The sequence below is a fragment of the Cellulophaga algicola DSM 14237 genome, from assembly GCF_000186265.1.
In the GTDB taxonomy this organism is placed as follows: domain Bacteria; phylum Bacteroidota; class Bacteroidia; order Flavobacteriales; family Flavobacteriaceae; genus Cellulophaga; species Cellulophaga algicola.
Map to the genome: position 1 here is coordinate 4,419,088 of NC_014934.1, position 21,775 is coordinate 4,440,862.

Here is a 21,775-nt window from a genome sequence, read left to right on the forward strand (position 1 = left end):
AATCCACCTAAATACCAAAAAGGAATATGAAAAAGTTTTTATTTAAAATAAGCTGTATAGGTTTGTTATGCATTAGTGCAACTAGTTGTAGTAGCAAGGGCGATATGGATAATTTATTAGTGGGAGATTTGCCTAACGCTCAACCAGGAGATTATGTTGCTCCTATAGGTATTCCTGATGCGTGGATTTCTCCAGATATAGCTAGCCCAGAAAGACCTACTACTTGGGATACCGAGCAAATTGGTTATTATTTTGTAGAATATGCCGTGGGCTCTGATACTGATAATACGTACGGAACACCAAGTACGCCGCGTAAAACAATTCCGTATCCTGTTCCTGCAGGATCATTGGTAGTTGTTGCTGGCGATTATCATTATGTGCAAAATTATATTAAGCTTGAAGGTGAAGGAACTGGTGAAGCATGGGTAGCTGGAGTAAGCGGACCTGTATGGGTAGTTAGTGATACTGAAAATAAAGCGGAGATTACAGATAAACAGTTACTTATATCTGGTAGTTATGTGTATTTAGATGGTTTTTATTTTCATTCTGGTGGGAGAGTACAATTGGGCTCGTATAAATTAGGGTTTCAAGTAGATCACATCTTGGTTAGAAATAGTGAAATGAAAGGCGAACATGATGTTACCGGTGGTGTTTTAATAAATACAGTGGGCTTAAAAGAAGAACCTGCTAGCGATATTATTATATATAACAATAAAGCACACGGTATCGGACCACTTGATTCAGATGTAGATATTGATGCTCGTGGTTGTTCTATACAATCATATACTAGTAATATGTGGGTAATAGATAACGAGTTTAGTGATTCTGGAGCTGGACTTCAAGTAGAAGCTAGTAATTTAGAGAAACAAACTTCAACACATCATATTTACATTGGAAGAAATCACATATTCAATATTGCTCAAGCTGGGATTGGAATAAAATATGCTTTAGATATTATCATCAGTGAAAATGTAATTCATGATATTATAGATACCCCATGGTCTCCCGCTAAAGGAATTGGTTTTCAATATGCTCCAGATCGTGTTTGGATTCTTTATAATGAAATTTATAATGCTAACACAGGTATTCGTGGTGCTAGTGATAATGGTGGTGCAGGTACCAATGGTAAAAGTGTTTTTATAATTGGTAACTTTATACATGATGCCTCCATAGACGGTACGGCACATAATGGTGCTACCAAAGGTTTAGGAATAGAAATAAACAATGGTGCTACACCAAGATACATCATTAATAATACTATTGTAAATAGTGATATCGCAGTTGCCAATGGCTATTATAACTCTACCATGATCATTGAAAACAATGTATTTTCTAATACACGAGATTTTGATGTTATGTTAGAAGATAGTTACCAAACTGGAACACTATCTACACTTAGAAATAACCATTTTGATGCTGAAGCTAAAATTACCTGGAGTAATGGTGTTACTCATGATCTAGAAAGTTTTCAAGCTGCATTTGATAAAGGAGAAGGTTGCATTAGTGACGCTCCATTATTTGTAGCTGCAAATGCTAATGATTTCTCTTTGCAAACAGCGAGTACTGCCGTAGCTGCGGGATTAACTCCAAGTGAGTTAACATTGGATGTATATGATCATTTTGAATCTTTATACGGACTTAACATAAAAGTTGATATCAACCAAGTAGCTAGACCAACTACTGGCGCATGGAATATGGGAGCTTATACCAACTAAACAATAAAGCTTCTAAGCTGCTATAGCTTACTATTTAAAATTTCTACTCACGTACGTAAAGACACTTGTTTTTTAGCTACGTGAGTTTTTTTGTTTTACCGAATCAGAATACTTGTGTATTTGAGATTCACTTAAGGATGATTTCAAATATAGCAGAAATGAAGCAATGGATGCAGAACCAAATATTAAAGCGAACAATGCCACCGCAACAGCTCGCTCAAAATTTCAGAAATACTTAATTTCTGAAATTTCTGCCGTATTTTACATACGCGGGTATTTGAGATTATCCTGTGGATGATTTTAAATAACGGCGAGATGAAGCGTTGGACTTATAAGTTTTATAGATGAAGCTAGAACAGGTGATAATTTAGTTGAGTTTGATTCAATTGAGAGAGGAGTTCCTATATTTTCTATTTTACATAATATAAATTATAGTACAAATTGACATAACTTGTAAAACGGCGAATAGAACTTTTTCAGTTCTATTTTACATAGTTGCAGTTATCGGCCGTTAGGACTATAACGTCCGCAATTATGTAACAGCCGTTTTATTGAGATAAATGTTCTTGTTTCTATATAATTTATAATATTCAAGTGACTTCTCTTGTCATAAAAATTGAATATTCTGTAAAATAGCTCCTATAAATTTAAATATGCGATTCTCACGAAACTTCAGAACTACAAAATTTGTGAATAACTTCTAACGCTTGCCAACGCCAAAATAAAAGCTAAACTTTTTGGGCTGTATTAAAAATCGCGTACCTGCCTGTCGGCAGACAGGTATGATAAAATGTACGTTATAAAAAATTTACGAGATTCTCTTGGATTACCACTTAAAGAAAGCAATTATAAAAGCAAATAAAATATTAAATTAATAGTTCTCTAGCCATTCCACTACTCTCCTATCCACGGCTCCAATAATAAGTGTTTTATGAACTTTTAGAAGAAAAATTTGCAAGAAACTGTAGTAACAACTTTGCCAGCGCACCAACCCGCTCAAAAAATAATAGGTCTATCAGAACTTGTATTTTTATGCCGTACCAAAGCTCAGGTTACATAACCCACCTACGTAAAAAAAACTTCGGCAGGCAGGCGCAGAACATTATTGTACACGTGACAATCTAGAAAGTCTAGTAGACTTTTTAGATTGGCGGCGAGACTGGTGTGGCTGGGAATGGGTTAAACGGCGAATAAAACTTTATCAGTTCTATTTTGCATAGTTAAAACTATAGGCCTTCAGGTCTATATCGTCAGTATTTATGTAAAAGTTTAATGTGTTGACAAAACGGCTAACTATTAGCGTGAAAAAAATAAGTCAGACTAAATAATTAGATAGATTTTTTTGATTTTTTTATAAAAATCTTGATTGGCAAAATATTCATTTACCACATATAAAAAATACATTGCTGATTTCTATAAGAATAACCTATTTTTAACTTCTTTTCAGCCTTTCTGAGTAGTTTGTATTTATCGCGTATTTCGTCATCATCTTCTATGCAATTACTTTCTTTTAACGCTAAAGAATTAAAATAAGCTGCATCCCAATCGAGTCCATTTTTTGCATGCTTTCTTGAAAAACATATACTAGTAGAATTACTGTCAAAAAACATTCTTTGTTCAACAACTTCAATTACCTTTTCTACACTTAGAGATGATGTTCCTTTTTCATCTTTTTTATACTCCGTATTAAGGTGAATTGTTTCTTCAGTAATTAGAGTTTTTATTTTTAGGGTATCATCTATGATGAAATAATCTTCTGAAGTCCAAAGGTTTGCAAGCCCTTGTTTATATAAATGATTAATTAATATAAGCTTGTCTGCCTCATAGTAATAATCAATTCTTCCTGATAATACTTGAGAACACTCATAATGTTTTGTGATATAATGTATTAAGGTATCTTTCTTTTTTATTCTTTCTTGCAAAACGTCATATTCATTATTAGCAGCATCAAACGTCTGTTGACTGTATCCGTAGGTTACAACACATAAAAAAAGCATCATAAAATATGCTGGCTTTGTGCTATAATTTTCTGAGAACCTAAATTTTTTTTTAATATCGGATTGTAAATAATCCTGTGATTTTACCATAATAAAATTAGAAAGAATGTTTGAACTATATAATAAAGAACCATAATTAAAAGGCTTTTTAATAAATTTTATTAACCTTTCGAAGGTACAAAATTTTAACAAGTAACAATTTACAGCATTTCGTAACCTTGTTTTTTTTTATCTTTTTAATGGTATATAATCGTACGTTCAATTAGAAATTACTCATTCTTTCAAATCGTTAGTTAGCATAAACTAAAAAGTTGATGATCTTCATGGGTACATCAACTTTTTAGTATTTTTGGCTCTTAATGAAGAAAACTATGCTTCTCCTCTAGCAGGATAATCTGCTTTTAAGATATAGTCGATACCACCTAAAACGTCGTTAAAACCAGGTCTGCCAAATGGCATAGACTGTATAGATTCCCAATACACGGTTTGTTCTGGAGTTAACAAAAACAATCCAGGTTCGGTAAAATGTTTAGGCTCGTTGTTTATACCTTCAGAAATGAATAAACCCCATGCTCTGGCTTCTTCAATAGATAAACCATAACCCAATGGAATATCTGAAATGTCCCATTCGTCATGCGTGGCTTTAGCAACTTCGGCTGTGTCTGTACTAATGGCTATTACAGAAACGCCACGTTGTATAAACTTATCTAATTTTTTCTGTAACTCTTCTAACTGCGATTTACATACAGGGCAATGTTTACCCCTGTAAAACAATATCATGGTAAAATTTTCAGGTGATTGATCACTCAATTTCCAGGTGGTATCATTCACTAATTTAATTGCTAACTCGGGTGCTTTTTGTCTCGGTTTTATCATGTTTCTATTATTATATTTAATTTGAAGATAATTTAGTCGTAAAAATGAACTAGGGTTGACACATATGTATAAATTATTGCTTCAAACAACTAAAGCTTTAGTCTTCAACTCATTGGCTACCCGTGTTTAAAAACACCACCGTAATTTTAGTATTCTCTTATTTAAGGTGGTTGAAATTTTGGTACTATAGTGGTACTTTTAAAAAATAGGTATTCTATTAGCTAAAAATTATGAAGAAATTTTAGCATCTTTTAGTATTGATAACTAGAAGATAGTTTTCCATTCCATACCCATTCCCACTTCATGCCTATTGTCGGGCGCATAACAAGTAATACTTCATCCTTATAGAAAAATTTTTTAGTACTTAAAAAGTAAAGGAGATAACACTTGTAAAGCCGACACACAACCTTGCTCCTACTTCAAAAAGGCTACAAGGCCTTGTATTTTTATGCCGTACCCAAAGCAAAGTGCACATAAGCCTCCAACGCAAAATGCTTCGGCGGGCAGACCCGAAATAGTATCGTACATTTTTGAATTTTTGGTTTTGCCATTAGCTGGAGTTCGAGTTAAAGAACCTGTTTATAGGCATTAGTTCTTATAAAGTTGAAACCAAGCTCGCTATAAATCGCTCTTAGGTGAAATACCTCCTAATGCTTCTAGATTAGATTAAAATTCAGAAAAAGGTCTTCAAAATTTTAACCAGTCCATGCCCCATATTTTATAAGAATTCTAAGGCGTCGAATAGCCTATTTGCCATTTTCGGAAAAAAATAGCCGCTAGTAAACGTGCAATTGCTTTTATAGTTTCATATCTTAAATTCTAAACCAAAAAAGTTCAGCATCTTGCGACACTGAACCTTATAAATTAAACAGATTACCTATTCTTATTTCATAATGAGAACATCACTTACCACATGGATGATTCCGTTTAAAGCTTTAATATTTCCTGTCAGAATATTAACTTTATTATTCTTCTCATCTGTAATAATTATCTGATCTTTTTTCATACTAGCCGTTAATTCCTTCCCACTCATTGTTTTAAAACTATAGTTCCCTTTGGCTCCTGCAATCGCTTTTACTAACTTATCGGTAGTAATTTCGCCAGAAACTACGTGGTATTGTAAGATACTAGTCAATAAGGCTTTATTCTCCTCTTTTGCTAATTCTGCAATAGAAAGTTTACTTGGTAGTTTCTGAAAGGCATTATTATTAGGAGCAAAAACAGTATAACTGCCTTTGGTAGACATCATTTCTACTAAATTTGCGGCCTTCAATGCACTTACTAATGTAGATAAATCTTCATTATTACTCGCTAGTGCTGCAATACTCGTAGCTCTAATTTCTTTCGAACGTGCTTCTTCTTTTATTTTTTTGGCTTCTGCCTCTTGTTCTGCTTTTAATGTTGCAGCTTGCTCTTCTACCTTAGCTTTTTCTGCTTCTATTTTCTTTTCATCTTTGCATGCAGTAAAACTTAGTACAGCAACCATAGCTCCTAACAAGAATACTCTCTTTTTTAAAATCATAAGTCTAGTGTTATTTATTTATACTTTTAGCAAATAGTTTTTACACATAATTTCAAATGCTTTAAACATTTATTGCCTTAAGTCAAATATATAGGCACTATTCGCGGTTCATTAGCTCAAATGCGAAAGATACTAACGCTTATAAACGATAAATAAAAGCTTCTTTTATTTTATAAAATTCCTTCCTTACTGAAAACATAATTATCAGGTGTAGATGAGACATAACAAATTTCGAAGAAAATCCCATTTATTCCGAATACAGAGAATATAATTAGAAATAATTAGTTCTACTTTTGAAATCATTCGCTTATCACCCTAAAAAAATAAATTGACTGTAATGCTATTTCCTAAAACTATCTACATACTTATTATATTTTTATGCTGCTGTACACTACTTCATGCTCAAAAAGAAACTAGAGAAATAACACAACACCCTACCTTAGGAGAAGTAACATTAGTAACCGTATATGAATATTATACCGACACTATTAGCTACGCGTACTTTGAAAAAAACACCACCCTTGAAGACCCTATATACGGGAATATGAATGTTGTTGGAGAGTATAATAATGAGGGGGAATTAACCGGGGAGATACGAATAAAGGCGGAATATAACGATCCAACTTTTGGATTAGTGCGTATTGAGCAGGAATATGATGAGGGTGAGCTAGATACTGATTATAAAATTAAGAAAAAATTCAAGGATCCAGATTTAGGGATTGTAAATGTAGTTATGAGCTTTTATGAGGGCGAATTAGAAGAAACTTTTAAATATAAAAAAGAGACTAAAGAGGATGCAACGCTAGGGATGGTTGAAACTACAGTGGTCTATGATGAGGAAGATCTCAAAGATCGGGAGACCATTACTTATGGTACTACGACTATTGATAAAAGCTTTTATAAAAACAAACTAACCTCTGAAGTAAAAACATATGCTGATGAACACAACAATTATATACGCCAAGAAAAGAAATATTATAATGGAAAAGTACTAACTAAAGACTTACGTTATCAAAATGGTAAAAAAGACGGTTTGGAGCGTCATTTTTATACTGATGGTGTACCACAATTAGAACTTAACTATAAGGAAGGAAAAAAAAATGGAGTGCAGAAGACGTATCATAGCAATGGTCAGTTAAATGAAGAAGAAACTATTGACGAAAACGGCAAACGAAATGGTGCGTATGTGCGCTATAAATATGATGGTAGCTTAACCACTAAGGGAAGCTATATACATGGTAAAAAAACTGGTGCTTGGGAAGACTATGGGGGTCATAACCCTAACTTACTTAAAAAATGTACATATACTGGAGACAGTGCTACTTGTGAGGAAATGGACTATTATGATCATGGTGCTTATTTTACTATAAAATCTGTAACCACATTAACTCAAGACCAAAGTGGTTATTATAAAAATGGGCCTTATACCTCCTATTATAATTACAAAAAAAACCAAATCAAAAACCAAGGTGTTTTTAAGAATGGAGCTAAGTTTGGTGTTTGGGTGACACGAGATAAAATGGGTAATACGGTTTGCAGCCTTACCTACCTCGCTGACCATAAGATTATAAACCAAGAATTTGCTTCGTATTATGAGGACGATGGAACACTATCTAGAAAAGGGAGTAATGTGGCCGACTATTCTTGTGGTGGAGAAACCGACTTTTCAGGGGAAGGATACCTGAATGATTATGATCATGGTACCCTATCTTCCGAAAAAAAATATTTTGATGGCACTCTAGTCGCTGAAAAAATGTACAAGTATGGTATTTTAACTTTTGAAAGAGAGTTTAAAAATGAAAAGAAAATTGGACTTATTGCTTATGACGATAAAAAGCGGATTAAGTATGCGCTAAAAATGAGAAATGACACGACCTATTTAGAGCGATTTCAATACAACGAAAAAGAATTAAAAATTAAGGATAAAGGTTTTATAGTTGATAAACAGAAGGAACCATACACCTTAGAAAGAACCGTAACTTATGCGAGTGGAGCACTATTTGCTCAAGGAATGGTAGTGGTAGATACCTCGCAAACTTCTAAAAGAGTAGCTGAATTATCTGATTTGACATTTTTAAATACTGGTGTGTGGAAATCATACTATAAAGATGGTACCCTTGAATCTATAGGTGAATATAAAAATAATCAACCTATTGGCATTTGGAAATCATATTATGAGAATGGAGCTTTAAAAGTAAAAGGAACTTATCAATACATAGATAAGCCAGATTTATTTGGAAGATACACGAGTATTAAAATTGGGGTATGGAGTTCTTATCATAAAGATGGAAGCATTGATACAGAAAAAGATTTCAAAGACGGCCTGTAACCACACTCCATAAATAAATAGCGCTTTAAACTATTAAGTACTTCACGAGCAAGCCAATACCACTTCTTTAGAAGTAATTGAAATGCTCCATATGAACATTATAAGGAGCATAACCGATGACGTGTTTATCGAGGATGAAAAATATGTGAGTGCATTTCTAGAATAAAAAAAGCGATAACCACCTATAACTATTGATTAAATAGAACAGAGAAAGATACTGCGTTTGTTCAAAACCGACTATAAAGCTTGTAAGACCAAATGAATACGCCATAAATAGGTGTAGTGCCATTCTGAATATTAAAACGTATATTTAACTATTATGCGTGCATAACAAAATGCAACCAAAATAGAAGCGATCATGACCAAGTACCCCCATATTTTTGAGCCTTTAGATTTAGGATTTACCACCCTTAAGAATCGAATTATAATGGGTTCCATGCATACCGGATTAGAAGAAGAAAAAAATGGTATTGATAAAATAGCCACGTATTATGCCGAACGCGCCAAAGGCGGAGTCGGCTTAATCGTTACCGGCGGCATAGCACCCAACGTACAAGGTTGGACTGGTCCTTTTTCTGCACGAATGAGTTCTAAAAAACATGCAAAGCATCATAAGGTCATTACGGATGCCGTTCATAAAGAAGGGGGTAAAATTTGTATGCAAATACTACATGCTGGCCGGTATGGGTATCATCCATTTGCAGTAGCACCTTCCGCTATAAAATCGCCCATCTCCCCTTTTAAACCCTTTAAACTCAAACAATCTGGGATTAATCGTACCATTCGTGATTTTGTAACTTCTGCTAAACTTTCAAAACTAGCGGGTTATGATGGTGTAGAAATTATGGGTTCTGAAGGTTATTTAATAAATCAATTTATTGCAAAAAGAACCAATAAACGTACCGATACTTACGGCGGTAGCTATGAAAACCGAATGCGTTTACCCATTGAACTCGTAAAGCAAACACGTGAAGCCGTTGGGAAGGAGTTTATTATTATCTATCGCTTATCCATGTTAGATTTGGTAGAAAAAGGAAGCTCGTGGCAAGAAGTGGTTGCCTTAGGTAAAGAAATAGAAAAAGCTGGTGCTACTATTATAAATACGGGAATCGGCTGGCATGAAGCTCGCATACCCACCATTGCAACATCGGTACCGAGAGCGGCATTTACTTGGGTGACCAAAAAGATGAAAGAAGAATTAACGATTCCGTTAGTTACCTCTAACAGAATAAATATGCCCGAAACTGCGGAGCAAGTTTTAGCAGAAGGTCATGCCGATATGGTTTCTATGGCGCGACCTTTTTTAGCAGATCCAGAATGGGTGAATAAGGCGGAGGCAAATAAAGCAGATGAGATAAATACCTGCATTGGTTGTAACCAAGCCTGTTTAGATCATGTTTTTCAACGTAAGGTTGCTAGTTGTTTGGTGAATCCGCGGGCATGTCATGAAACAGAACTGAAGTATACCCCAACAGAAACAAAGAAAAGAATAGCCGTGGTAGGTGCTGGTCCGGCAGGTTTGGCAGCCTCAACCATCGCAGCACAACGTGGACATGAGGTTACACTCTTCGATGCCGAAAAAGAAACAGGCGGACAATTTAACCTAGCGAAGCAAATACCCGGGAAAGAAGAATTCTACGAAACCATTCGCTATTTTAATAGACAATTAGAGCTACATAATGTAACGATAAAATTGAATACTAGAGTAACTGCAGAAGACTTGCAAAATGGCAATTTTGATGAAGTTATTGTAGCGACCGGAATACAACCAAGAACTCCGAAAATTGAGGGTGTAAACCATCCAAAAGTCCTGAATTATATAGATGTTTTAAAATTGAAAAAACCTGTGGGCAAACGCGTTGCGGTGATCGGGGCAGGCGGAATCGGTTTTGATGTCTCCGAATATTTAGCTCATGAAGGAGAAAGTACAGCGTTAAATATTGATGCTTGGCTTAAAGAATGGGGAATTGATAAGACTTTAGAAGCGCGTAGCGGTATTGAGAATATACAGGCAGAAATGCACCCATCGCCAAGAGAAATTTATATGTTTAAGCGTAGCAAAGGTAAATTTGGTGCAAATCTTGGTAAAACCACAGGGTGGATTCATCGGTCTACGTTGAAAAAGAAAAATGTGCAATTTATTAATGAGGTACAGTACACAAAAATAGATGATGAAGGTTTGCACTATACCCAAAATGATGCGCAAAAGATACTAAAAGTAGATACTGTGGTTATCTGTGCAGGACAAGTACCCTTTAAAGAACTTTTAGAACCATTGCAAGCAAAAGGCATAAAAGTACATGTCATAGGTGGTGCGGATGTTGCTGCTGAATTAGATGCTAAACGCGCCATACATCAGGCGTGTAGATTAGCCGCTGAAATTTAATGCAGCTAAAACAAGTTGAGGCGCTATTTTAAAATGAATTACTTTTCAAGAGGTATAAACGCACCATTTTCGTACCTGAGTTTTAGAATTTTGCCTGTAGCCTTCATGAAGCCCGACGGGGAATCTAAGTCTCCATCAATATAGCTCTCTTCTAACTCATGATATGCTATTTCTTTCGTTTCTGAGTTGTATTGCGGTATCAACTCATCATGTCCTCTACTTATCTCGTATATGAATTTATCATCGCCATTAAAGCAACTATCGCAGTCTTTTAAAACTCCATCTCTAAAGCTTAATAATCTGAATACGTAAAATTCTTTACCGCTACCGTGTGTACCGTAAGCTTTTGCTAGGTATTTGTCCTTGTCGATGAGCTGTATTTGATAATGGTAAACTTCTGTATGATCTGTACTATACTGATCATCGGTTTTAGTTGTTAAGAATCCAACAGCCAATTCATTATTTACTTTGTATTGATACATGGAGTTATAGACATGCCAGGTACCCCCATTAAATTCGTCCCATGAAATTATCTTTAGTTTATCATCTTCTGATGCTATGATCCTCATGTATTCTGATAACGAATCGTATTTAACATTCAAAAAAGATTCTTTTCGTAGTGTTTCAGCCAATGTGTTTTGAAACCGTATTAAAATAGTATCTCTAGCTTCCCCATAGTTACCTCCATAGTCATGTCTGTTATCACTAAACTTTTTATAAATGGAAGTCAGATAATTATCTATAGCACCAGCATCAATAGATTGTTGAGCATGTAGGGTAGTACAATATCCTATTAAAATAATAAAGCTGAATATAAAAGTTAATTTTTTCATTACTAAAATGCGCTAAATGTTCAGCTATAGTACAAAAAAATTGGGGGAACACTCTTTTTATATGAAGAATTCCATATAAAAACGCTGGTTTACTACCCTTCCCATTTCCGCCTACTTCATCTAATTCTAGTATAGCTCCATAACTACACATTCAATTCTTCTTCGTTGGAATTTGATCGTATTAAAATAGCTTTGGTGAACATTAAACTACTAATAATAACAATAGGTCTACGTAGACAATTAAAAATGAGCATCAACTTGTGTGCTAATCATCACGGGTACAGCAATTAGTGGTGGCACATTGGCAGTATTTTTTATTGTATTGATGCAATACGATGAGGCTTATTGTAGGTAAATAGATAAAACTTTCCGGGATAGAGAACCATGCAAATATTTACAAAATATAAGAAGTATCTAACATAGCGTCTTGTTATTTTAAGGTAATAGGCAGCACCTTAAAAGGAGATAATTTGGCTATCGTTTAAGCAGCACTCTATAGTTATAAAACTAATTAAGCGTAGGATAAAGTGATAAGCGTTCAGTTCTATGAAAAGTAATGTGGCCTGCAAATGGAGTTGGTGCACTAATCGTAGCTTCAAAAATTATGTTATTTGTCTCCATATCTATTTCTATACTTTTTCCAAAAGGCTGAGCGCCAGAAGTAATACCTCCAGGAGAAAACAACATATGGTTATATGCTTCTAAATAGTCTACATCAGATACCACTCTAGAATAGGTTTCTTCTCCCCGTTCTTTACCATATTGCCATAATTGTTGAATGGTGCTATTCGTTTCGTCTATTTTATACTGTACTGCCCTGCTGTAAGGACCCAGACCCGTATAATTTCTATTATCGCCATTATCAAAAAGTATAACAGACCCATCTGCCAATACCTTAGTGGCATGTTGGTACCAATTCCATTCAAAATCAGCATGATTTTCCGTACCATCTAGAATAGCTTCATTGGTAATTGCTGTACCGGAAGCATCTAAAGGTTGTAATAAATAAGAGCTAAGGTCTTTTGAATTACCTGAAGTTTTCCAATCTGCATGTGGTGCCATTATCCAAACCACTTCATTTGCTGCAGTAAGTTTTACCACACCTTGTGTTCGTCCTGAAATAACTAAAGTATCATCACTAGCATCATAACTAACACCGTTTACATGAATCCAATCCTCGGGATCGGTAGTCAATGTAGTTCGGGTATTATCTAAAGATTCATTTAGATTCCAAATAGTTATAATTTCATTAGACGACCTGTCTATTTCTATAATATAATCTTCTATCGTACTCGCATTATGTTTGTCTACCAAAACAATAAAATTTCCATTAGGTTTTTCCAGTACTTCATGATGAAAACTAAAACCAGGCATATCCCAAGTATTTATAATGTTTCCCAAAAGATCTACTTCATAAATTGCATCTGGTTCATTATTTGCAAAATAAAAATTACCATTTGCCAAACGCCCTGGGCCGTTATCATAGTGTAAATTACTTAAAATAGGATGTTCCTTATAATTTAAATACCACCTAATAGCTCCATAGGAGTCAAAAATAAAGGGGCTAAAAGGGTGTATATCAGTATCGTATCCATAATAGCTCACCAAGGTCATTCCTTCTGCCATTTGGCTTCTATCAGCCGTTTTTATTGTAATTTCTGGCATAGCAGAAATAAGGGAAGCTGTTTGTATTTTAAGTGTTTGAGCGCATAAGGAAACCTTATTGGTGTCATAAAAAGTGAATTCTACTTCATTTTCATAATCTGGATAAAGTCCATGAACCGGTATCTCTATATTATTTCCAATTTCAGAAAAACTTTGAATAACATCAGAGTCAGCACCATTTTTTCCTATAACACGCATAGTTACAGAAATAGGTTCATTGGTCTTAAAAATAACGAGTGCAGATAAAGGTGCGTACCCTGAAGGGTTTAGGAGCGTTTGTACTTCAATGGTTAATTCATCCGAACAACTAAAAATTTCATTTTCAGTAGAATCAGTAGCTACATTGGAAACAGTATCGGAAACCGAATCATCATTATTACAGGATACTATAAACAACCCCAATAAAACAAGTAGTTTAATTTTTCTTATAGAGGTCAGTAGTTAATTACTTATTAATTCAGCTTGATTGATTTTATCATTATTGACCATTTTAACAATAAGATTATTGAATATTGTAGCTTTACTTTGAGATCTGTTTATTCTAAAACAAAATTCATTGAAATATCTATTTAAATTATTGTCACTAACCCAAGAATAAGTTGTTCTTATCCAAGATTTAACCTGATGTATCATTGTATGAAGCGCTTTAAAATTTAACCCTCCATTACTTTCTATTTGTGTGATGTCGTAAGCCTTTGCAATAGGACTATAGCCTCTCCATTTATCTGTAGTAATCTTTGCGTTTCGGCTGATATGGTTGACAAAAATATATTGTAAGGATTGTGCTGAAAAATCATCTATTTTCATAGCATACATTCTTTTTACCTTTCCATCTTCTGTAAGCTGAACAGCTGTAACCGCCTTCTTTTTCTTAGCATTGTAGCTTCTGCCAACTTTTGTTTCTTCTCTGCCCCCTAAAACAAATTCATCTACATGAACAACTCCGTCCATAGGATTATTCCCACTCGAAGACATAGCTTCTCTGACCTTAAGCATAAAAAGTCTAGCTGTTTTTTCTGTTACTCCGTAACGTACTCCCATATAACTTGCAGATAAGCTTTTCGTGCTTGTAGCCATCTCAAAACAAATAAAAAATGCTTTGCGAACACCAAACTTTACCTTGTGAAATAAAGTATCTGCTGTTGCGGATTCTGTATGTCTACAAATATTACATTGCCTAGAGAAATCAGCACGTGTTTGACAGGCTATATGATTGCATCTAGAACATTTAAAAGGGGTTTTAGACTTAATATTTGTTAAATATTCTTTGCAATCATTGTCCGTTTTGAAGCAATCAGAGAACTCTAGAAGATTTTGACCCTTGAAAATATCCATAATTTAATATATTTACTGAGTATCAAGATACGAAGTTAGCTACTGACCTCTATTTTCTTATATCCAAGGTATCATTATTTAAATTAAAATGAGTAAAAATGTAAATATACACATTACACTCCCTTCCTATTGTCTACTTGCATAAATAGTATGCTATAAGCATCGGCAAAAAAAAGTAGCACCAAATTTTGTTAAGGCATCGGCTTGCTCAAAAAACGTATAGGGAGGATCTATTTAAAATGGCCAAAAGAAACAATTATCGGGAATTAAACTTTCTATTTTTTGTTCATTTTCCTCAGAGATATAATTTTTTCCAATATGCAGTTTATGTAATTTTTTACAATCCTGCATAGTTGTTGGCAAATCTTTTAATCTATTTTTCTCTAGAAATAAATAATAAAGATTTTTCATGTTCCCTATAGATTCAGGAATCGCTTCAATTTCATTATCTGTAGCAAAGAGAAGTTCTAAATTAGATAGCTTACCTATATTCTTTGGTAAATGGGTAAGTTTATTATGTTGAATGGATAGTGTTGTTAAGGATGTTAGGTCACAAAAAGAGTCTGGCAGCTCTTTTATGTTGTTGTTACTCAGCCATATGGTTTCAAGCTTATCCAGCTTTCCTATATCTTCTGGTAAACCTTCTAATTGGTTTAGTTCTATTTCTAATGTTTCTAAGTGCTTTAGTGAACCTATCCAGTTTGGGAGCTCTGAAATAGAGTTCTTTGATAAAGTTGAAACTAAGTCGCTATTAAGTGAAACACCCCTAGTGCTTGTAGATTAGATTAAAATTTAGATAAAAATTATTTTTTTTAAATGGATTTTAAGACAGTATTAATAGAGTTTTAATATTAAACCCGTACCCTGTCGCCTAACATTTAAAACGATTAAATATGAGTACAACATTTTTGAATATCAAGGCAAAAGGAATAACCAAGACTGTAGCTGAATTCTCCAAAGAAGATGGTCAGAGCAACAAAGAGTTCCGTGAATTTATCAAAGAACAAGTGATAGAGCACAGAAAAGAGGGAATGGACGTATTCAAATCCCCAAGACCAGGAGATGATAGAAAGAACGAATAACTCCAAAATGAAAAAAGGAGTGAATTACAATAAGCTAAGAGGCTATTTAGGTATTACTAGATGGCCTCTTAGTAATTCAACTGCTAAATCTGATAAGCAGGTGTTAATAGAATAATCTGTGCGCGACCTTTACATTCCTATTAATTTATTTTTATAACAAGCTGTGATAATAAGAATTCCATGTTCTAGCATTTTTTTTATCTGTCCATTTCATTTTTAGGACGACGTTCACCTAAGGCATAATTAAATAAAAACTCCTTAAATTTCTATGCTTTTAATTGCATAAACTTGAACATAAATACTAACTAATATGTGTTAAGGGAAAATTAGTTCCAAATCTACTTTAATTCTATTCTTCACACATTCCCACTCCGCTCCTATCGTCGCTTCAGGCAAAGCGTATTTATTCATAGCTCTTTTATTGTTTTTTAATGGTATTCATAAACCTCGAAAACTCGGTTTCATTACATTTTTAGAAAATTTTTAGAAAAAAAATCAAACAAGATTTGAGGTAAGAAAGCCAACGCTCGCCCCCGCTCCTGCTTTAAAAGGTTTACCAGATCTTTTTCATTTGGCCGAACCAAAGCAAAGTTAGAAATCCCTTCTTAGCTAAATTACTTCGGCGGGCAGACGCGAAATAGTATAGTACTCTTTTGGTTTTGCCAGTAGCTGAAGTACGAATCAAGAAAGCTGGCACATTGGCATTAATTTGCATAAAGTTGAAACCAAGTCGCTATAAACCGCTATTAGGTGAAACACCCCTTGTGCTTATAGCTTTTAATAAAACTTAGAAAAGGGTCATCAAAAATTATAACCGGTGCTTGGCCCATGTTTTTATATGAACTTTAATGAGTCGAATTGCCTATCCGCCATTTTCGGAAAATAAAATAGCCGCTAATAAACACGCAATTGCTTTTATTGTTTAATATCTTAAATTCTAAACCAAAAAAGTTCAGCATCTTGCGACACTGAACTTTATAAATTAAACAGATTACCTATTCTTATTTCATTATTAGAACATCACTTACCACATGGATTATTCCGTTTGAAGCTTTAATATTTCCTGCCAGAATATTAACTTTATTATTATTCTCATCTTTAATAATTATCTGGTCTTTTTTCATACTAGCTGTTAATTCCTTCCCACTCATCGTTTTAAAAGTATAGTTCCCTTTAGCTCCTGCAATCGCTTTTACTAACTTATCGGTGGTAATTTCGCCAGAAACTACGTGGTATTGTAAGATACTAGTCAATAAAGCTTTATTCTCCTCTTTTGCTAACTCTGCTATAGAAAGCTTACTTGGTAGTTTCTGAAAAGCGTTGTTATTAGGAGCAAAAACGGTATAACTGCCTTTGGTAGACATCATTTCTACTAAATTTGCGGCCTTCAATGCACTTACTAATGTAGATAAATCTTCATTATTACTCACTAGTGCTGCAATACTCGTAGCTCTAATTTCTTTCGAACGTGCTTCTTCTTTTATTTTTTTGGCTTCTGCCTCTTGTTCTGCTTTTAATGTTGCAGCTTGCTCTTCTACCTTAGCTTTTTCTGCTTCTATTTTCTTTTCATCTTTGCATGCAGTAAAACTTAATACAGTAACCATAGCTCCTAACAAGAATACTCTCTTTTTTAAAATCATAAGTCTAGTGTTATTTATTTATACTTTTAGCAAATAGTTTTTACACATAATTTCATATACTTGAAAACATTTCTTGCTATGAAGTAAATATATAGGCACTTTATGCACATCTTTAGCTCAAATGCAAATTATACTACCCTTATAAAACATAAAAAAAGGCAAAATTAATCTGATGCTAGCCCCACCTTTATCAAAAAATTAAAGTGGGCAGGTACCGATTGCTATCCTTCATTTTGTAGTATTGGTTTAGTCTACACACTACCCCTAAGTTAAAACCAATCTTTTTGCTCTTCTTTAAAATTGCGTATTAACTATTACACGGATTAAACAGTTCCTAACGTTTCTCGTGGACTTCCTTTTTATGATAAAACTGAATATTATGTTTAGTCATACACATCATCTGCTTATCAGATAGAAAATATAATCAAAAACATTTAGCTTTGTTCATAATGAAATACATTACTTACCCTACAATAAATATTAAATCTCCTTTAATGCTTTTTAAAACTACAGCTCTTCTTTTTATATTCTTATGTTTCTCTACGAAGCTTCAGGCTCAAAAATAAACTAGAGAAATAACGCAACACCCTAGCTTAGGAGAAGTAACATTAGTAACAGTATATGAATATTATACCAACACTATTAACTACAAATATTTAAAAAAAAACACCACCCTTGAAGACCCTATATATGGAAACATGAACGTTATTGGTGAGTACAATAAAGAGGGTGAATTAACCTGGGAGACCCGAATAAAGGAAGAATATAACGATCCAACTTTTGGATTAGTGCGTATTGAGCAGGAATATGATGAGGGCGAGCTAGATACTGATTATAAAATTAAGAAAAATTTCAAGGATCCAGATTTAGGGATTATAAATATAGTCATGAGCTTTTATGAGAGAGAATTAGAAGAAACTTTTAAATATAAAAAACAGACTAAAGAGGTTATAACTTTAGGGACGGTTAAAACTACAGTGGTCTATGATGAGGAAGATACCGAAGATCGGGAGACCATTACTTATGGTACCACTACCATTGATAAAAACTTTTATAAAAACAAACTTACCAATGAAGTAAAAACATATGCTGATGAACACAACAATTATATACGCCAAGAAAAGGAATATTATAATGGTAAAATTCTAACCAAAGACTTACGTTATCAAAATGGTAAAAAAGAGGGCTTGCAAACGTATTTCTATACGGATGGAGTCCCCAATACAGAACAAAACTATAAAGAGGGAAAAGAACTTGGACTTCAAAAATCTTATTACAGCGACGGACAATTAAAAGAAAAAAAAACTATTGATGCACAAGGTAATAAAGATGGTGAATACGTACTGTATAAGCGTGATGGTAGCTTAACCACAAAGGGAAATTATACTAATAGTAAAAAAACTGGTACTTGGGAAGAATATGGTGGTCATAACCCTAACTTACTTAAAAAATGTACATATACTGGAGATAGTGCTACTTGTGAGGAAATGGACTATTATGATCATGGTGCTTATTTTACTATAAAATCTGCAACCACATTAACTCAAGACCAAAGTGGTTATTATAAAAATGGGCCTTATACCTCCTATTATAATTACAAAAAGAACCTAATCAAAAAAAAAGGTGCTTATAAGAATGGAGCTAAGTTTGGTGCTTGGGTGACACGAGATGAAATGGGAAATATGGTTTGCAGCCTTACCTATCTAGCTAACAATAAGATTTTAAACCAAGAATTTGCTTTGTATTATGATGACGATGGAACACTATCAAGAAAAGGGAGTAACGTGCCCGACTATTCTTGTGGTGGAGAAACCAACTTCTCTGGAGAAGGATACCTAAATGACTATGATCATGGTACAATATCTTCTGAAAAAAAATATTTTGATGGCACACTAGTCGCTGAAAAATGTACAAGTATGGTGTTTTAACTTTTGAAAGGGAGTTTAAAAATAAAAAGAAAATTGGACTTATTGCTTATGACGATAAAAAGCGGGTTAAGTATGCTTTAAAAATGAAAAATGATACAACCTACGTAGAACAATTTCAATACAACGAAAAAGAATTAAAAATTGAGGATAAAGGTTTTGTAGTTAATAAACAGAAAAAACCATACACCTTAGAAAGAACCGTAACCTATGCGAGTGGAGCACTATTTGCTCAAGGAATGGTAGTGGTAGATACCTCGCAAACTTCTAAAAGAGTAGCTGAATTGTCTGATTTGATATTTTTAAATACTGGTGTGTGGAAATCATATTATAAAGATGGTACGCTTGAATCATTAGGTGAATATAAAAATGATCAACCTATTGGCATATGGAAATCATACTATGAAAATGGAGCTTTAAAAGTAAAAGGAACCTATAAATTTATAGATAAGCCAGATTTATTTGGAAGATACACGAGTATTAAAATTGGGGTATGGAGTACTTATCATAAAGATGGAAGCATTGATACAGAAAAAGATTTCAAAGACGGCTTAAAGTAAGTTCTACTACTTATAAAGTTATAGAATCAATGAGATTTTCAATAGTTGTAAACCGTAATTAAACATAAAACTGATGCCTCTATTTTGTGATAAATTCTAGTAATTTTAAAACACATAGTATTGCAAATTTGTTCCCAAGTAAAAGATAAGAAACTTAGTTTTTCAATATAAAAGAAGTAAGTTATAGGTTATTTCTTCTATTCTTAACAAAAATTCGCGTAATATTATTTATAGCTATAATTTAGAACAACTTTTAGCGTTGAATTAAATAAAATTAAGATTTTAAACTCAATTTTAGTAGCATTATATTTTTTTTTGATTAAAAATATTGCCTCTTAAAATAGTTTATAACAATAAAAAAGTATAAAATTCCAATCACTAAAAACCAATTGATGACTAAAAATAGAATACTACAAACAGGAACTTTAATCGCACTATTTTTAACCCTATTTTCATGTACAGACTACACCCCAAAAGGTATGTTCACTGCCATTGATAATGATAACGTTATTGGTGTAGAGCAAATTATAGAGAAAGTTCCGTTAGATAGCTTTACGTATAATGAGGAATACAATCCATTATTATACGCTATTGTCGCAGAATCTGATCGCGTGGCTAAATTTCTAATACCACGTAGCGATTTAAATTATACAGATAGTGATAGTAACAATGCGTTAACTCTAGCCATAGGAAAATCAAAAAATGATATTGTTGAATTATTATTAGAAGCTGGTATGAATGCAAATTATCAAAATTCTAATAATGATTACTTTGCGATTCATTATGCTGCCGACCAATCTAATATAAAAATAACAGAAGCGTTACTAAAACATGGCGCAAGTATAGATGCTACAAACTCTGGCACAACTCCATTGCACATAGCAATTATGCATGAGGAAAATGAACAGGCTATCTTTTTAATAGAAAATGGAGCTAATATGGAACTACCAACGATAAACGATTGGAATCTTCTTAAATTGAGTTTAGCAAATAACAATATAGAAATTACGAAATATCTTATTGAAAATCAAGGGTTTAAAATTACCAATGAGGATTTTAAAACGGCTTGTGAAGATAGTAATATAGAAACAATTAAATATATCTTAGAAAATAAACTAGTGGACCAAATTACTATTGAAGCTATTTTTCCCTTTGTTTCAGATGTAGACATTTGTCAACTTTTACTGGATAATGGAGCTTCTATTAATCATATTAATATAGAGACAGGTCTTGCTGCTATACATATGGCATCTATTCATGGTAACCTTCCTTTGCTTAAACTATTGTATGATAATAAAGCAGACATTGAGTTAAAAGCGAAATTAGGCGCTTTAAAAAATTATTCTCCTCTTATGATAGCTGCCATTTATTCTGAAGATATGTTGGCTCTTGGTGAGACTTTAAAAGAGTTTGGTGGTAGCATCGTTTTAAATTCGACATTATCCGAAAACTTTGGTACTAGCCAAATCAAGACTCAGGAAAAAAGCCTTGCCATCACAGAACAACTTATTGCATGGGGAGCAAAAAAACAATATAGTACCAATGGAAAAACAGCTTTAAGTATTGCCACTGAATATGACAATACTCTAGTTGAAAAATATTTAGTTAAGGAATAAATAATAAAAGCATTTATTTTTAGAACTTGACTCCTCGATTCTGATTAGTAGTTGAAAAAAGAAGTGTTTTTTTACAACAGAATTTAAAGTTGCCAAATTTAGTATATGCTGCTATTTTTATTTTTATTTAGAAAAAAGTAAATTAGTTATCCTATACTTAAGAGCCCTCATGGTAAAAGTGGGTAAATGTTTACTATCATAGTTTGTATAAATTTTAGGAACGAAAGAAATAGTGAGATTTTAGTCTTAAATCTTCTGGAGTAGATATTTTACCTGTGTGCACCTATCCTACTC

The 21,775-nt window shown here is 33.4% G+C and carries 15 protein-coding genes; 7 read left to right on the top strand and 8 right to left on the bottom strand.

Annotation, left to right across the window (positions count from 1 at the left end; genetic code table 11):
• The first annotated feature begins 26 nt into the window (after nucleotides 1-26).
• Nucleotides 27-1,715: a right-handed parallel beta-helix repeat-containing protein gene (locus CELAL_RS19200; protein WP_013552554.1), complete on the top strand. Its 1,689-nt coding sequence runs from the start codon at nucleotides 27-29 to the stop codon at nucleotides 1,713-1,715.
• Between the two features lie 1,382 nt (nucleotides 1,716-3,097).
• Here CELAL_RS19200 and CELAL_RS19205 read toward each other — a convergent pair.
• The 3 genes from CELAL_RS19205 to CELAL_RS19215 all read right to left on the bottom strand — a co-directional run bounded on the left by CELAL_RS19205 (nucleotide 3,098) and on the right by CELAL_RS19215 (nucleotide 6,110).
• Entirely contained in the window at nucleotides 3,098-3,715 is a 618-nt protein-coding gene (locus CELAL_RS19205; protein WP_148229714.1) for a hypothetical protein, read from the bottom strand.
• Nucleotides 3,716-4,081: 366 nt separating this feature from the next.
• A complete protein-coding gene (locus CELAL_RS19210) occupies nucleotides 4,082-4,588 on the bottom strand; it encodes a peroxiredoxin-like family protein (RefSeq protein WP_013552556.1) in 507 nt (168 codons plus the stop codon).
• Nucleotides 4,589-5,471: 883 nt separating this feature from the next.
• Complete coding sequence (locus tag CELAL_RS19215) at nucleotides 5,472-6,110, bottom strand: fasciclin domain-containing protein (protein WP_013552557.1); 639 nt, start codon at nucleotides 6,108-6,110, stop codon at nucleotides 5,472-5,474.
• Between the two features lie 337 nt (nucleotides 6,111-6,447).
• Between CELAL_RS19215 and CELAL_RS19220 the strand changes: the two genes are divergently transcribed.
• Both CELAL_RS19220 and CELAL_RS19225 read left to right on the top strand, forming a co-directional pair.
• Nucleotides 6,448-8,439, top strand: a complete 1,992-nt coding sequence (locus tag CELAL_RS19220; protein ID WP_013552558.1) for a toxin-antitoxin system YwqK family antitoxin — start codon at nucleotides 6,448-6,450, stop codon at nucleotides 8,437-8,439.
• A gap of 358 nt (nucleotides 8,440-8,797) precedes the next feature.
• Nucleotides 8,798-10,825, top strand: coding sequence for an NADPH-dependent 2,4-dienoyl-CoA reductase (locus CELAL_RS19225; protein WP_013552559.1), 2,028 nt, complete (start codon nucleotides 8,798-8,800; stop codon nucleotides 10,823-10,825).
• A 38-nt stretch (nucleotides 10,826-10,863) separates the two neighbouring features.
• Here the strand turns inward: CELAL_RS19225 and CELAL_RS19230 are convergent, their stop codons facing one another.
• The 4 genes from CELAL_RS19230 to CELAL_RS22900 all read right to left on the bottom strand — a co-directional run bounded on the left by CELAL_RS19230 (nucleotide 10,864) and on the right by CELAL_RS22900 (nucleotide 15,375).
• A complete protein-coding gene (locus CELAL_RS19230) occupies nucleotides 10,864-11,658 on the bottom strand; it encodes a hypothetical protein (RefSeq protein ID WP_013552560.1) in 795 nt (264 codons plus the stop codon).
• A gap of 507 nt (nucleotides 11,659-12,165) precedes the next feature.
• Nucleotides 12,166-13,725: an aryl-sulfate sulfotransferase gene (locus CELAL_RS19235; protein ID WP_013552561.1), complete on the bottom strand. Its 1,560-nt coding sequence runs from the start codon at nucleotides 13,723-13,725 to the stop codon at nucleotides 12,166-12,168.
• A gap of 39 nt (nucleotides 13,726-13,764) precedes the next feature.
• The gene (locus CELAL_RS19240) at nucleotides 13,765-14,658 is read right to left on the bottom strand and encodes an IS1595-like element ISCal1 family transposase (RefSeq protein ID WP_013549103.1); all 894 of its coding nucleotides are present in this window, start codon (nucleotides 14,656-14,658) and stop codon (nucleotides 13,765-13,767) included.
• 234 nt (nucleotides 14,659-14,892) lie between these two features.
• Entirely contained in the window at nucleotides 14,893-15,375 is a 483-nt protein-coding gene (locus tag CELAL_RS22900; protein WP_083807820.1) for a leucine-rich repeat domain-containing protein, read from the bottom strand.
• A 176-nt stretch (nucleotides 15,376-15,551) separates the two neighbouring features.
• Between CELAL_RS22900 and CELAL_RS19250 the strand changes: the two genes are divergently transcribed.
• A complete protein-coding gene (locus CELAL_RS19250; protein WP_013552564.1) occupies nucleotides 15,552-15,740 on the top strand; it encodes a hypothetical protein in 189 nt (62 codons plus the stop codon).
• A gap of 1,001 nt (nucleotides 15,741-16,741) precedes the next feature.
• Here CELAL_RS19250 and CELAL_RS19255 read toward each other — a convergent pair.
• A complete protein-coding gene (locus CELAL_RS19255) occupies nucleotides 16,742-17,380 on the bottom strand; it encodes a fasciclin domain-containing protein (protein WP_013552566.1) in 639 nt (212 codons plus the stop codon).
• A gap of 698 nt (nucleotides 17,381-18,078) precedes the next feature.
• Here CELAL_RS19255 and CELAL_RS19260 point away from each other — a divergent pair.
• From CELAL_RS19260 to CELAL_RS19270, 3 genes are all read left to right on the top strand, one after another.
• Nucleotides 18,079-19,308 (top strand): toxin-antitoxin system YwqK family antitoxin, encoded by a 1,230-nt coding sequence (locus CELAL_RS19260; protein ID WP_013552567.1) that lies wholly within the window; start codon nucleotides 18,079-18,081, stop codon nucleotides 19,306-19,308.
• On the top strand, nucleotides 19,287-19,865 hold the full coding sequence (locus tag CELAL_RS19265; protein WP_013552568.1) for a toxin-antitoxin system YwqK family antitoxin: 579 nt from the start codon (nucleotides 19,287-19,289) through the stop codon (nucleotides 19,863-19,865). Before CELAL_RS19260 ends, CELAL_RS19265 begins: the two co-directional genes overlap by 22 nt.
• A gap of 392 nt (nucleotides 19,866-20,257) precedes the next feature.
• The gene (locus tag CELAL_RS19270) at nucleotides 20,258-21,481 is read left to right on the top strand and encodes an ankyrin repeat domain-containing protein (RefSeq protein WP_013552569.1); all 1,224 of its coding nucleotides are present in this window, start codon (nucleotides 20,258-20,260) and stop codon (nucleotides 21,479-21,481) included.
• Nucleotides 21,482-21,775 lie beyond the last annotated feature (294 nt).